We start from the raw sequence: 12,914 nt of genomic DNA, 5'->3' as shown, positions 1-12,914 counted from the left end.
CCCCAGTTCTGGATTTCCGCCTGCGATCGGAGGCTGGAATCCGAATCCGAGGAGCTGATTCGCGGCTCAGTCCCAGTTCACCTGCGACGCCATACTCAGCAGCTTTGCTCGTCGCGTCTCGTTGGTCTCGCCGATGCGCGCGATGCGTCCGTAGACATGGGCCCGAAAGTCGTTGTGGTCGTTTCGGTTCTGTTCGGCAACGCCGGCGGTGATGCAGTTGTGCAGCAGTGCCCGGAGATTGTCGTACTCTTCTCGGGGCACTGCCGGCCACGAGTTGACGACGAGTCCGGTGAGCTGTTGTCTCTGATGCGCGCGTCGGACCCTGGTCTTGTCCGGATGGATCGTGAAGCCTTCGTCGTGGGCGATCTGGGAGGTCAGCCACAGCAGTCTGTCGACGTCGATATCCGCACCGCCGGAGAACGCCAGGTCGTCTGCGTATCGACTGTAGCGAGCTCCAACAGATCGGGCCAGTCCACTGGCTCGGATATCGAGTTGTCGCGCAGCGAGATTCGCCAACGCAGGAGACGTGGGCGCACCCTGCGGCAGATGGGTAGCACGAAGCCTCGCTGCGGTGGGGCGGTCCATCCCGATCAACTCGCCGGCCGGGGTGACCGTCGTACACAGCGCTGCGAGATTTGCCGCGACCCTCCGTGGGTAGCCGACCGCCTCGAAGATCGCGACCACTCGATCGAAGCCGATGGACGGGAAGAAGCGTCGGAGATCCACCGAGATCACCACGTCGCGTTCGGCGTGGGGCATCGCAAATGTTCGCGGGCTCCGCGCCTTTCGGAAGCCGTGCGCCGCCGGATGTGCCGGTATTCGATCGAGGATGCGGCGCAATATCTTTCGCTGGATCTCGCGCAGTCGTGGTTTCGGAACCTCCAGCAGCCGGATTCCCTGCCGCTTGTCGAGTCGCGCAGACCGATAGTGCTGCAACGGGAACGGTGCGGTTCGGAGTCTGCCCTGCAGATCGGCGAACCATTCTATTTCGGAAATCGTCAGGTCGAGGGAACGAGCGAGCTGACCGGTCGTTTCGTAGCGCGGCACCTCGAATCGCCAGGGTTTGCGGCCGGTACGCACTTGCGGTCGCTGCGAAGACCTCGAAGGCTCCGAGATGAACGGGAGATCGCGCAGCAGAACGAATATCGATGCCTCGTCGAACGGCGGGCTCGGATACAGATTGATGATGCGATCGGCCAACCACGACGCCTTCTCAGGCGTGAGACGCGCGAACGCGACCTCGAGGCCTGATCGCGTCCACTCGGCATCAGCCGCCAACCGAGCCAGTGTCGCAGCGGCCCGTGGGGACAATTCGCGTTCGGTCATGGACGGCTGTCGATCAGGTGAAGCGCTGTTACATGCAACGGCGCGGGGCGACCGAAATCTTTCGTCCTCGGAGCAGCCGTGCACGCGAAGCGTGCGGACCTGCTTCGGACGCAGTGCTCGATTCTCGTTTCGTACCCAGGGGTTGCCCCTGAGACCGGTCCCGCGGACCAACTCTCGCCCGCGCGTCGCTGCATACCTCCACCATGCCAAATCGACGCCGGTCTGTCAGCGGGATACGCGACATCTCACCGGCTGTGCGATACCCATGCGGGTATGCTCGGCATTGTCACCCTCGACAACCGAAGGATCGGAACATCATGACCGAATTGGCCATCAGCACGCGAGTGAACACCACGTTCGAGGACACTGTGGACGCCACTCGAAAAGCGCTGTCCGAACAAGGTTTCGGCATCCTCACCGAAATCGACATGCAGGCCACGTTGAAGTCGAAGATCGACGCCGACATCGAACGCTATGTCATCCTCGGTGCCTGCAATCCGCGATTGGCGAAGGGAGCGATCGATACGGATCGGCAGGTCGGGTTGCTGCTGCCCTGCAACGTAGTCGTCCGAGCCGACGGAGGCAGCACGATCGTGGAGGCGATGAATCCGCAGGTCATGGTCGGATTGTCCGATGCCTCCGGGCTTGCCGACGTGGCCGATGAGGCCACTGCGCTGCTGCAGGCGGCAATTATGACGTTGGGCGGCGACAGCGCCGTCGTGTGAACGACCACTCGACCTGACCGCTATACCCCCTTGGGTATAGTGGGAGTCAGGTGTTCGAGTGACAGAGGAGAAATCATGTGTAGAGCCGTCACGTGCAAGAAGTGCGGAAAGACGACGTGGGCAGGGTGCGGCCAGCACATCGACCAGGTGATGCGAGGCGTTCCCTCGTCGAATCGATGCAAGGGTCACGACGCCGATCCGCCGTCTCCAGGATTTCTGTCCCGCATGTTCTCCAGAAAATAGTCCTGCCCACCCCGTTCCATTGCGGGGTGGGCAGAAGATTCTCAGGCGAGGGCGAGAAACAGCTTCTCGAGTTCCGCTTCGCTCATCTTCTCGCCTGTCTCCGCTCCCGTGATGCACTCACGAAGTCCGGTGGCGACGATCTTGAAGCCTGCCCGGTCGAGAGCCTTCGACACCGCGGCCAGCTGGGTGACGACATCCTTGCAGTCACGACCGCTCTCGATCATGGCGATCACCCCTGCAAGCTGACCCTGCGCACGCCGCAGACGGTTCAGTACCAATGCGATGCTTTCGGTGTCACCGGTCATGTCGTTCAGTCCTTCGTTCGATGAAACTCCAGTTTACCCCTAGGGGTAAGAGTGGTCGTGGTGGCCGAAGCCGGACGGCCTCGGCCACCACTGTGTTGCTCTGGATCGGTGACGACTCAGCTGTGCGAGAAGCCGATCTTGGGGAGTACCGAACGCAACCACGCGGGTGACCACCATGCGGCGTGGCCGGTCAAGCGCAACAACACCGGCAGCAGCACCAAGCGGATGAGAATCGCGTCCAGCAATACGGCGACACCCAGAATGATTCCCATCTCCTTGGGTGGCAGTGGTTCGGCGAGCGCGAACGAGAAGAACACCGCGATCATCACCGCTGCCGCCGCGAAGATCACGCGTCCCGAATGCGCCATTCCGTCGACCTGAGAACCGTGCGGATCACCGGTGTTCTCGTAGTGTTCCTTGACGCTCGACAGCAGAAACACCGTGTAGTCCATCGCAATTGCGAAGATCATCGCGAAGAAGAACACCGGGCCCCAGCCGTTCAGGAATCCCTGCGGCGTGAATCCGAGCAGCGACGAGCCGTGACCGTCCTGGAAGATCAGCTTCGCCACACCGAATGCCGCTCCGGTGGACAGCAGGCTGACCACGGTACCCAGCAGGGCGATCAGCGGTGCCTGCAGCGCGATCAGCAGCAGCAGGAATCCGAGCACGAGGATCACCGACACCACGATCGGCAGATACTCGTTCAACGCGGTCTGCAGGTCCAGGTTCTCCGCGGGTGCACCGCCGACGATCGCTCCCTCGGGCAGCTCGGCGCGCAAGGCGTCGAGTGTGGTCTCGAGTGCGGGGTCCGACGGGTCCACGTTCGGGATGGCCTGCAGCATGACGAAGTCGGATCCGTCCATGGCGGGCATGGGCGGCGTCACCATCGATACGCCGTCGACGCTCGCTGCGATCTGCGCGGTCTGCTCCGCCTCCGATGTGGGGGCGATGATCTGCAGCATTCCTGGTGCACCTTCACCCATCTGTGCCTGCACCAATTCGTAGCCCTGCCGAACCGGAGCGTCCTCGGGCACAACCGAAATGGACGGCATGGCGACCTTCAGGCCCAGAGCCGGAATCGACAGCGCCACCAGAATCAACAGCGAGCCGATGGCGAACGGCCACGGATGCTTGTGCAGCAACTGACCCCAGGACGCGAATTTCGGCGAACGGTGCACCTGACGCTTCGCGTACGGGAGGGAGCCGGCATTGACCTTGGCTCCGAGCTTGCCCAGAACTGCGGGGAGCAGTGTGAGGGTGGCCGCGAGCACGAACACCACCGCGAGCATGATGCCCACGGCCATCGTGCGTACCGCAGGTGCCGGTACGAGAAGCACGGCAGACAAGCTGATCAGCACGGTCAGACCGGACAGCAGGACTGCTTTGCCTGCCGTGTCCATCGTTTCTGCCACTGCACGCTGCGGGTCGATCCGTCCGGCGTCGATGGTCTTTCGGAGCGCATCCCGGAATCGAACGACGAGGAAGAGCGCGTAGTCGATACCGAGCGCCAGCGCGAACATCATCGCAAAGTTCATGGCCCACACCGAAATCGGCGTGATTTCGTTCAGCAGAACCAAGCCACCCGCGGATGCGACCAGACCGGCCAGCGTCAACAGCAGGGGCAGGCCTGCCGCGACGAGGGATCCGAACGCGAGCACCATGATCGCCAATGTGACGGGCCAGGAGATGATCTCGGCCTTGATCATCGCGTCGTGGTTGGCCTTGTTGAAGTCACTCCACAGCGCCGATGCTCCGGTCGGGTAGACCTCGATCGAGTCCGTGGAGGCTGCGGTCAAGTCGCCCTTCAGATCGTCGACGGCCTTCACCATCTCGTCGGTCGTCCCGTTCGCTCCACCGATGAGGATTCCGGTGTGCCCGTCGGGACTGATCGACATCCCCGGTTGCGGGGGGATCACCTCGGAAATCCGCGAGTCAGCGGCCAGAATGTCGGTGACCTCGGAAATGACTGCCGCGACAGCGGGATCCGTCACCTGCTCGGTGTCCGAGTGCACGACCACCTGTATCGCGGCAGAAGAGTTGCCGCCGAAGTGCTCCTGTGCGAGTTCGCGAACCTGGACCGACTCCGATCCGTTGGATTGCCAACCAGCACCGGCGAGAGAGCCGAACACCGACGGGGCAAACGCTCCCAATCCGATGATGACCACGAGCCACGCGGTGACCACCCACTTGAAATTGCCTGCCATGCGCGCACCGAAGCGCGCCAACGGCCCCCCGGTGATCCCTGGCGGCGAGCTGTCTGCAGAACTCTCGTCGGTTCGAACGTCCGTAGAACTCACTGTGTGTCCTTAAAGGTCGGGGGCGGTATCCGAACGGTAGCACGGTACCCCCGGGGGTATAAATGACACCCGAACTTGTACCCCCTAGGGTATACATGAACAACACCGTTCACTCAGAGAATCGAGCATCTCTTCATGTCATGTGCTGCAGGATCCGTCCGCCCGAGTATCGATCGCGCAGTACCGGCATTGGCAGGCACCGTGGTGCTCGCGAGCCTCGCGCTCACCCGACTACACGACCGTCGATGGCAAGCACTGACGGCGTTCGTCGGCGGAAACCTCGTGTTCTACTCGGCAGTGGGATGGTGTCCGGCGAGTCTTGTGATGCGACGATTGGGCATGGAGCAATCGACACCGTGCGCGAAGCCATGAATCGACGGCATGACAGGTGGCAGCGATACTGGGACAAGCAGTCGGTCCACTACGACAAGCACATGAACTTTCTCGACCGCGTTCTGTTTCGAGACACCCGATCCTGGATCTGCTCTCGAGCCACCGGGGAGGTGCTCGAGATCGCGGTGGGAACCGGCCTCAACCTCGACCACTACCCGGAGCGGGCGGCCTTGACCGGGATCGAACTGAGCCCGGACATGCTGGCGCGCGGTCGAACTCGTGCAGAGTCGGTGATGCCCGATGCCAATCTGATGCTCGGCAATGCGCATGGACTGCAGTTTCCCGACGCATCGTTCGACACCGTCGTCTGCACCTTCTCCCTGTGCGCGATCCCCTCACCCGACGTCGCTCTCGCGGAAATGACACGAGTGCTGCGGCCCGGCGGAACCCTTCTGCTGGCCGACCACGTCCCCTCGTCCTTGCGGGTCGTTCGATGGCTCCAGCGCCTGGTCGAACTGGTGAGCATCCCCGTGGGCGGTGAGCACTTCCTGCGACGCCCATCGCTCGCACTTGTCGGCGACGACACCTTCACCGTCGAGGACATCGAAGATTTAACCTCGGACTCGTGGAGCGTCTGCAAGCGCGAAAGCGACTGTGACACAGCCCGACGCAGGGATCATGGAGTCGAATCGTCGGTGGCGTCCGTTCGATCGTGCAGTCATCGAGGCTGTTTCACCGACGCCGCACAGTGACGCACCTACGATGGCAACCCATCGGGCGATCGCGCTCGAGTACCGCCGATCTACGCCCCTCGCGGGAATCCGCACCCCCTGGACGCGGTGCGAATCCCCACGAGGGGCGTGAATTCGACCGTCTCGGGAACCGGACGATGCGGAACTGCGTCCAAGAACATAGGTGTTCTCGAGGAATGGACGACAGCGATGCACAGGGCACGTCGATGGCTCCCGGCAATGGCGATACTTATGCTGCTCACGGGCTGTGCGAGCGCTACAGGGGACGACGCGACTCCGACCGCGACCAGCACCACCATCGCAGCACCCACGACGCCATGGGATCCCTGCACCATCCCCGACGAGGCCATCGAGCGAGCGGGACTGAACGCCGAGACCAAGGAATCGGGGATATTCGGACGCGATCAGTACGGAATCAAAATCTGTGGATGGGAAGATCGCCCGCCGAACAACATGTATTACTTTTCAATATTTGCTGGATTGAAGGACATCGACTACATCGACGATCCGAGCGCCTTCGACCGGCTCTCTCCTGTTCGAGTGGGCACTCGTAACGCCACCCAGTACCAGCAGGTCGGTGCTGATGCCTCCCTCAATTGCGGCGTTGCCTTCGCCGCGGGGGCCCTGCTGCTCAGGGCCACCATCATCACGTACGCAACGGTCCGCAACCCTCCATACGACCCGTGCACGGAACTCAACGCCATAGTCTCCGCGCTCGATTCCGAACTGCCGACCTAGTGCCTACCGATCGAAGGATGCCAACGACGTGACGGAATCACAGCCCAACCACATTGCACACTGGCAAGACCTCAATGCCCAGGCCGATGCGGGCACGATCACCATTCCGCCGGACGTGGCGAGCAAATGTGATGCAGCCTGTGCCGCCTACCTCGCGCATCTCAGTGATATGAAGCGCAAAGCGACCCAGCTGGGTGAATTCCAAGAATGGGGCAACTTGAAGTCCGCCCAGGATCTGGGTAACCGGTTTCTACGCCTGGCCACCGGCACAGATCGCTCTCTCGACATCATTCTTCAGCAGCACATCGACGTCATCGAATCGATGCGGATGCTTTTCCGTCGCTACTTTCAGGAGGCGTCCGACACCGATGAGCGCACGTCGGCGAACATCACTGCGCTGACTCCGGAGAACTGATCGACCGCAACGCAACGCGAAAGGGTGCCTCCAGCCGGACCTGACGGTTCGCCATCGACCACAACGCGCGGGAAGTCGCCGATCGGATGCGATGGTGAACGCTCAGGTGCGGCCCGATCAGCCTCCGTGTGCCTCGACGGCCACGGGCTGCCATTCGCGCCAGCTCGCGAGTCGCGATTCGTAGTCCTTCGTCGCGATCTCCAGCGGAGCCTCGCCGAAAAAGACTCGCAACGGCGGCTTTTCGGCGTCGACGATCTTCAGCAATGCCGACCGCGTTGCACTCGGATCGCCGGGAGTCGCCTGCCGGGCGCTGCGCAGCTTCGTGGCCTTGTCCCGAATCGGGTCGTATGCGGCGATGTCGGTGGACTTCTTCGCAGACGGGCCGGACCAGTCGGTGGAGAACCCGCCCGGCTCGATCAGCGTCACGTGAATACCGAAGTCCTCGACCTCCTGCGCCAACGCCTGACTGAATCCCTCCAGGGCCCACTTGGAGGCGTGGTACGCACCGACGTTCGGGAACGCGGAGATACCGCCGATGGACGACACCTGCAGAATGTGGCCGCTGCCCTGCGCACGCATGAACGGCAGTGCGGCCTGGGTCACCCACAGCGCACCGAAGACGTTGGTCTCGATCTGCGCGCGAGCGTCTTCCTCCGAGAGCTCCTCAATCATGCCGAACTGGCCGTAGCCGGCGTTGTTGATCACGATGTCGAGCGACCCGAACCTCTCGTGGGCCTGCTGCACAGCCGCGAAGTCCGCCGCTCGATCGTTCACGTCGAGTTCGATCGGCAAAATTGCGTCGCCGTACTGCTCGACGAGGTCCTTCAGCGTGTCGGTGTTGCGAGCGGTCGCTGCCACCCGGTCGCCGCGTTCGAGGGCCGCGATGGCCCATTCGCGTCCGAATCCCTTGGATGTGCCGGTGATGAACCACGTCTTCGCTGCCATGAATCCTGTCCCTTTCGATCCGCGGACAAAAGTAGGGACGACGTCCGCTGCAAACGCCTCTCGGCGAGTGGTCGCTCGAAGCGACAAATGGGGTGAGGCCCGGGGCTTGCCAAGCGAACGCCGTCGAAAGAGTCCAACGAGGCATGCCCGCCGACTATTCCCTCTACGTCAGCTGTGTTCGGTGATCATCACTGCCATGGTGTTCGGCTCGAGGGCCTCGAAGATATGCGGCACGTCGCCGGGGTAGGCAACGTAGTCGCCCAGCACCAGTTCGACGGCCTCCCCCATCGGGCCGACCATAGCGCGCCCGGCACTGAGCACCACATGCTCGACGACATTCGGCGAGTGTGGGTCCGAGCGCCTCGGTTCACCGACGTCGGCGCTGATCAGATAGATGTCCCGCCGAGCGTTCGGTGGAGACGACGCCAACAGCGTCGCCGTGTAGTCCGCCCTGTCCGACGCGAATCTCGGTCCCTCCCCCGCACGAATCAGGCGGACCGACTGCTTCGCGGGCTCGACCAACCTGGAGAACGGCACGTCCAGGGTGACGCTGAGCGCCCAGAGAGTCTCGAGGCTCGGGTTCCCGGTACCCGATTCAAGCTGCGACAGAGTCGATTTCGCAATCCCTGCACGACGCGCAACTTCTGCGAGCGAAAGGCCCACGCGTCGTCGTTCCTGCTGGAGAGCGGCAGCTATTGCCGCGATCGGTGGACCGGTATCCGCCATTCGTTCACTCCATCGGTACGTTCGTTTGATTTGACGAACAGCCTAACATCGTCCACTATAACGACCATGCGTTCGACATGGCGAACCCTGCCCGGGGTCAACATCCGCGACATCGCGTTGGTCTGCCTGGCCGACGCTCTGGTCGGGGCTTCGTTCGGTGCCATCTCGGTGGCAGCGGGTCTGCCCCTGTGGCTGCCGGTCGTGATGTCACTGGTGGTCTTCGCCGGGTCGTCCCAATTCATTTTCGTCGGCATTCTGGCGGCAGGCGGCAATCCCGTTGCCGCCGTCGCCAGCGCGTTGCTCGCCAACATCCGACTGGTTCCGCTCGGCTTCTCCATCGGTGAGGTGTTTCGCAACGTCTCTCCGATGAAGCGACTAATCGGAACTCACCTCATCACCGACGAGGCAGTGGCCTTCAGCGTTGCCGAAAAGGACGAGGGCAGCCGTCGAACAGCGTTCTGGCTGTGCGGGATCGGACTGTTCGTCACCTGGAACATCGGCGTCGTGATCGGCACGCTCGGCGGCGGTGCGATCACCGATACCGCCGCACTCGGTCTCGATGCCGCATTCCCTGCGATCCTGCTGGGACTGATCATGCCCGCGCTCCGAGACCGGGCCACCCGCAACGCAGCCCTCGTCGGAGCATGCATTGCGCTCGTCGCCTCGATGTTCCTGCCCAGCGGACTACCCGTGCTCTTGGCACTGGTCGCCGTCGTACCGGTCATGCTCTCCAATGCTCCTGTTGCACAGAAGGAATCCGCATGAACCTCACGATTCCCCTGCTCGCACTGGTCATCGGCACCTACGCGCTCCGCATCGCCGGCCCGGCACTGAGGACCCGAGTCGCCATCTCACCCCGGATCGACAAGGTGATGACCACTGCCGTCGCCGTCATCTTCGTGGCACTGGTCGCCACATCGACCCTCCTCGTGGGCAAGGACTTCGCCGGATTCGCGTTGCCCGCGGGAGTCGCCGTTGCCGCCGTACTTGCCTGGCGACGAGCGCCGTTCGTCGTCATCGTTCTCGCCGCTGCTGCCACTACTGCGGCACTTCGATGGGTCGGCGTCAGCTGAGTCTGCAAGACTGGGTTGGTGTCCGAGTCCCCTGTCCAGTCCGTCGACCGTGCGATCGAGGTGCTCGAATACCTGGCCGACCACGGCGAATCCGGGGTTCAAGACGTTGCGGCGCACCTCGAGGTCCACAAGTCCACGGCCTTTCGCCTGCTCAGCGCACTGGAATTTCGCCGACTCGTCGAACAACCGGGTGAACGCGGCAAGTATCGCCTGGGCATCGGCCTGATCCGCCTCGCCACGTCCGTATCCGCTCAACTCGACATCACCCGCATCGCCCGACCGATCCTGCAGGAACTCGCCGACACCATCGGCGAGACCGTCAACATCGCTGTGCCCGACGGCAACGTGACCGTCAACATCGATCAGGTTCGGGGCGGCTCGTCGATCATCAGTCACAACTGGCTCGGTGAGAGATCGGCTCTGCACGCGACGTCCAGCGGGAAAGCCCTGATGGCGTACGACGACTCGCTCCTCAAAGCCGGCGTCGACGGTCATCTCGAACTGTTCACCGCGAACACCATCACCACCAAGGCCGATCTGCTCGACGAGATCGAGACGGTCCGTGCCACCGGGATTGCCTACGCCCGTGAAGAGTTGGAGATAGGACTCAACGCGACAGCAGCTACCATCATCAGCTACGACGGTTCCGCGGTGGGTGCCATCACTGTCTCCGGTCCCGCCTACCGCCTCGACGAGGACCGTCTCACCGCTGCTGGATCCTCGGTTCTCGAAGCAGCACAGCGTGTCTCGACGCTATTGGGTTGGTCCGGCCACGCGTGATCCGACCCAGTCATGGAACACCCTGATGTGATGCTCGGCCGGCACCAGCACCCCGCCGTCGCGATACATCCGTGACGACATCGCCGGCTGACACCGCTCGCACGCCTCGAAATCCTGCTCGTTGACGCGATGGAACAGCTCCACCGACTTGTCCATCGTTGCCGCGTTGGTCGGATCGGCGACCACCCCGGGCGCATACAGCCAATCGCATTCGACGACAGTGCGATCCACGGCCATCGGGAACATGCGATGGATGATCACGTGATCGGGGACGAGGTTGACGAACACCGTCGGCCGAACCGTGATCGCGTAGTACCGCCGATCACGGTCCTCGCTCACACCGTCGAGGGCGTCGAACCCATGGGAACCGTCGACCGTGAAACCGGCGATGTCGCTGCCGAACTCGGCACCGTGGCCCACGTATATCTGCGCTGCCATGCCGTCGGCGAACTCCGGTAGCACCTCGGTGAGCTCGGGGTGAATCGTTGCGCAGTGATAGCACTCCATGAAGTTCTCGACGATGAGCTTCCAGTTGGCCTTGACGTCGTAGACGATCCGACGTCCCAGGGCGAGCGAGTCCATGTCGTACGAATCGATAGCACCCACACCGCCGAGCCGTTCGCGAACATCACCCTGCACCGTGTCCTCGAACGACGGCGCATCCTCGGCGACGCACACCCAGACGTAGCCGAGCCACTCCCGAACATGCACCTTCCGCAGCCCGTACTCCACCCGGTCGATCATCGGCATGTCGATCAGGTTGGGAGCTGCGATCAGTTTCCCGTCGAGATCGTACGTCCATGCGTGATAGGGGCATTGGAAGTTTCGACGCACCGTTCCCGACGCCTCGGTACACAGTGTCGCGCCGCGATGACGGCAGATGTTGAAGAACGCGGTCACACCGCCCTTTCGATTGCGACTGATCAGAACCGACTCTCGCCCGATCTGAACCGTCCGGAAGTTGCCAGGCTCGACGATGTCGTCCGACCTGATGGCACAGAACCACATCTGCTCGAATATCCCATCCTGCTCGCGGACGAAATATGCGGGATCGACGTAGGTTTCACCTCCCAGCGTCGGAAGCAGAGTCGGCTGCAGTTCGGGATCGACCATGGTCATGCCGTCACCGCGCATCTCGCCGGGTCGAAGAGTGCGATGGGATGCTTCGTCGTGCCGTCGATCGCGAGGTCGGCGAGGACTTCGCCGATGACGGGGACGAACTTGAAGCCGTGCCCCGAGAAGCCGCACGCCACTGTCACATTCGCGTGATCCGGGTGCTTAGCGACAACGAAGTGCTCGTCCGGCGTCGTGGTGTACATGCAGGTCTTCGCATCCTGATGCGGTCCGGACAGCGCCGGAAACGTGGTGACGATGCGCTGCTGCAGTCGCGCGATCTCCTCGGGATGCACTGTGCGATCGATGGTGTCGGGATCGCACGGCGTTCCGGCCCGGAAGAACGAGATCTTCACGCCGCCGCCGTCGCCGTCGATGGCCGGAAAGCCGTAGATCTGATCGGGCCCGTCCCCGCAGATGTAGACGGGGTGGTGCGAGCTGTCGAAGGCCGCTTCGCCCGACTCCGGGGTGATCCAGTGCATCACCTGCCGTTCCACCACCATCGGTACGCCGATCTCGGCCAACAGCTTCGGTGCCCACGCTCCCGGTGAGATGACCAGTGCACCAGCGGTGTACGTGCCGGCGACCGTCGTGACGGTCACCGAGGAGTCGGTGGATTCCCAACCGAGCACCTTTTCGTCGTATCGCAGTTCCGCACCCGCAGCCTCGGCCAGATCGAGATGCGCGGCGACCGTCGTCTCCGGTCGCGCGATTCCCGCCTTCTCCTCGAAGAGGGCGAACTCGTCGGGCTGCAGCCGTACCGTCGGGAAGCGCCGCTGCGCCTCGGTGGGGTCGAGCACATCGTGCTTCAGGCCCCACTGCTCCGAGGCACGCAGGCTACCGCCGAACGTGAGCCCGTCCGGCCTTCCCACGTAGAGACCACCGGTTTCGGTGAACACGTCCCGCCCACTGTCCGAGGCAAGGTCGTGCCACAGTTCGTACGCGCGCAGGAGCAACGGTACGTAGGCCGGGTCCTCGAAGTACGACTGCCGGTAGATGCGGGAGCCACCGTGACTCGATCCCAGCGCATGCGCGGGACCGAACTGGTCGATACCCAGCACCCGCTGTCCGCGTCGGGCGAGGTGACAGGCGGCGGCACTGCCCATTCCGCCGATACCGAGAACAATCACGTCATACGTCATA

General features: G+C 63.0%; 16 protein-coding genes. 9 read left to right on the top strand and 7 right to left on the bottom strand.

Annotation, left to right across the window (positions count from 1 at the left end):
• Positions 1-66: 66 nt before the first annotated feature.
• Entirely contained in the window at positions 67-1,326 is a 1,260-nt protein-coding gene (locus QM590_RS17745) for a reverse transcriptase family protein (protein WP_269595791.1), read from the bottom strand.
• A gap of 317 nt (positions 1,327-1,643) precedes the next feature.
• On the opposite strand from QM590_RS17745, the gene QM590_RS17740 reads away from it, so the two are divergent.
• Together QM590_RS17740 and QM590_RS25970 are read left to right on the top strand one after the other, a co-directional pair.
• Positions 1,644-2,051 carry a DUF302 domain-containing protein gene (locus QM590_RS17740; RefSeq protein ID WP_068045290.1) on the top strand — a complete coding sequence of 136 codons (408 nt, stop codon included), beginning with the start codon at positions 1,644-1,646 and terminating at the stop codon, positions 2,049-2,051.
• A 75-nt stretch (positions 2,052-2,126) separates the two neighbouring features.
• Entirely contained in the window at positions 2,127-2,294 is a 168-nt protein-coding gene (locus tag QM590_RS25970; protein ID WP_094638479.1) for a DUF8730 family Cys-rich protein, read from the top strand.
• 41 nt (positions 2,295-2,335) lie between these two features.
• Here QM590_RS25970 and QM590_RS17735 read toward each other — a convergent pair whose 3' ends face one another.
• Positions 2,336-2,599, bottom strand: a complete 264-nt coding sequence (locus QM590_RS17735) for a metal-sensitive transcriptional regulator (protein WP_011331580.1) — start codon at positions 2,597-2,599, stop codon at positions 2,336-2,338.
• Positions 2,600-2,715: 116 nt separating this feature from the next.
• Positions 2,716-4,896: an MMPL family transporter gene (locus tag QM590_RS17730; protein ID WP_269595792.1), complete on the bottom strand. Its 2,181-nt coding sequence runs from the start codon at positions 4,894-4,896 to the stop codon at positions 2,716-2,718.
• Between the two features lie 135 nt (positions 4,897-5,031).
• Here QM590_RS17730 and QM590_RS17725 point away from each other — a divergent pair, with 135 nt between their 5' ends.
• The 4 genes from QM590_RS17725 to QM590_RS17710 all read left to right on the top strand — a co-directional run bounded on the left by QM590_RS17725 (position 5,032) and on the right by QM590_RS17710 (position 7,134).
• Complete coding sequence (locus tag QM590_RS17725) at positions 5,032-5,268, top strand: YgaP family membrane protein (protein WP_068045302.1); 237 nt, start codon at positions 5,032-5,034, stop codon at positions 5,266-5,268.
• A complete protein-coding gene (locus QM590_RS17720; RefSeq protein WP_269595793.1) occupies positions 5,265-5,981 on the top strand; it encodes a class I SAM-dependent methyltransferase in 717 nt (238 codons plus the stop codon). Before QM590_RS17725 ends, QM590_RS17720 begins: the two co-directional genes overlap by 4 nt.
• Positions 5,982-6,212: 231 nt before the next feature.
• On the top strand, positions 6,213-6,719 hold the full coding sequence (locus QM590_RS17715; protein ID WP_269595794.1) for a DUF3558 family protein: 507 nt from the start codon (positions 6,213-6,215) through the stop codon (positions 6,717-6,719).
• A 28-nt stretch (positions 6,720-6,747) separates the two neighbouring features.
• Positions 6,748-7,134, top strand: coding sequence for a hypothetical protein (locus QM590_RS17710; RefSeq protein ID WP_269595795.1), 387 nt, complete (start codon positions 6,748-6,750; stop codon positions 7,132-7,134).
• A 117-nt stretch (positions 7,135-7,251) separates the two neighbouring features.
• On the opposite strand, the gene QM590_RS17705 is transcribed toward QM590_RS17710, so the two are convergent.
• A complete protein-coding gene (locus tag QM590_RS17705) occupies positions 7,252-8,079 on the bottom strand; it encodes an SDR family oxidoreductase (protein ID WP_269595796.1) in 828 nt (275 codons plus the stop codon).
• A gap of 168 nt (positions 8,080-8,247) precedes the next feature.
• Entirely contained in the window at positions 8,248-8,805 is a 558-nt protein-coding gene (locus tag QM590_RS17700) for an XRE family transcriptional regulator (protein WP_269595797.1), read from the bottom strand.
• Between the two features lie 66 nt (positions 8,806-8,871).
• Here QM590_RS17700 and QM590_RS17695 point away from each other — a divergent pair, with 66 nt between their 5' ends.
• The 3 genes from QM590_RS17695 to QM590_RS17685 are packed head-to-tail and all read left to right on the top strand — an operon-like array spanning position 8,872 to position 10,658.
• Complete coding sequence (locus QM590_RS17695) at positions 8,872-9,570, top strand: AzlC family ABC transporter permease (RefSeq protein ID WP_269595798.1); 699 nt, start codon at positions 8,872-8,874, stop codon at positions 9,568-9,570.
• The gene (locus tag QM590_RS17690) at positions 9,567-9,878 is read left to right on the top strand and encodes an AzlD domain-containing protein (RefSeq protein WP_269595799.1); all 312 of its coding nucleotides are present in this window, start codon (positions 9,567-9,569) and stop codon (positions 9,876-9,878) included. The genes QM590_RS17695 and QM590_RS17690 overlap by 4 nt, the downstream gene beginning before the upstream one ends.
• 18 nt (positions 9,879-9,896) lie before the next feature.
• Positions 9,897-10,658 carry an IclR family transcriptional regulator gene (locus QM590_RS17685; RefSeq protein ID WP_269595800.1) on the top strand — a complete coding sequence of 254 codons (762 nt, stop codon included), beginning with the start codon at positions 9,897-9,899 and terminating at the stop codon, positions 10,656-10,658.
• On the opposite strand, the gene QM590_RS17680 is transcribed toward QM590_RS17685, so the two are convergent.
• Together QM590_RS17680 and solA are read right to left on the bottom strand one after the other, a co-directional pair.
• On the bottom strand, positions 10,632-11,777 hold the full coding sequence (locus QM590_RS17680; RefSeq protein WP_269595801.1) for an aromatic ring-hydroxylating oxygenase subunit alpha: 1,146 nt from the start codon (positions 11,775-11,777) through the stop codon (positions 10,632-10,634). The genes QM590_RS17685 and QM590_RS17680 overlap by 27 nt on opposite strands.
• Positions 11,774-12,913, bottom strand: coding sequence for an N-methyl-L-tryptophan oxidase (solA, locus tag QM590_RS17675; RefSeq protein WP_269595802.1), 1,140 nt, complete (start codon positions 12,911-12,913; stop codon positions 11,774-11,776). The genes QM590_RS17680 and solA overlap by 4 nt, the downstream gene beginning before the upstream one ends.
• Position 12,914: the final 1 nt, after the last annotated feature.

The sequence above is a fragment of the Rhodococcus sp. IEGM 1372 genome (genome assembly GCF_030056835.1).
Classification (GTDB): domain Bacteria; phylum Actinomycetota; class Actinomycetes; order Mycobacteriales; family Mycobacteriaceae; genus Rhodococcoides.
This window is presented reverse-complemented; position numbering and strand designations above follow the sequence as displayed.